The organism is Leisingera sp. ANG-M1 (assembly GCF_000813745.1).
Taxonomy (GTDB): Bacteria; Pseudomonadota; Alphaproteobacteria; order Rhodobacterales; family Rhodobacteraceae; genus Leisingera.
This window is the reverse complement of the sequence record NZ_JWLC01000079.1, coordinates 1-272: the sequence shown is the minus strand read 5'-3', so window position 1 is coordinate 272 and position 272 is coordinate 1. Positions and strand designations below refer to the sequence as shown.

1 protein-coding gene is annotated in these 272 nt (G+C 63.6%); it reads left to right on the top strand.

Going from position 1 to position 272, the window contains the following annotated elements; genetic code table 11:
- The coding region (locus RA19_RS25455; RefSeq protein WP_039168804.1) for a MerR family DNA-binding protein at positions 1–272 on the top strand (272 nt) is incomplete at both ends.

The following is a 272-nucleotide window of genomic DNA, read 5'->3' as shown; positions in this document are numbered from 1 at the left end:
GACCATCCGCTACTACGAGGAGATCGGCCTCTTACCGCAGCCAGGCCGCAATGCCGGCAACCAGCGCCGTTATGGTCAGGACGGCATGGACGCGCTGGGCTTTATCAAACATGCCCGCGACCTCGGCTTTCCGCTGGAGGATATCAAGTCGCTGATGGGGCTCGACGGGCACTTGGGAGATGACTGCGCAGAAGCTGACCGGATTGCCCGCAGCCAGCTGGCCAATGTCCGGGACCGGATCCGCAAGCTGGAGCAGCTTGCGTCCGAGCTGG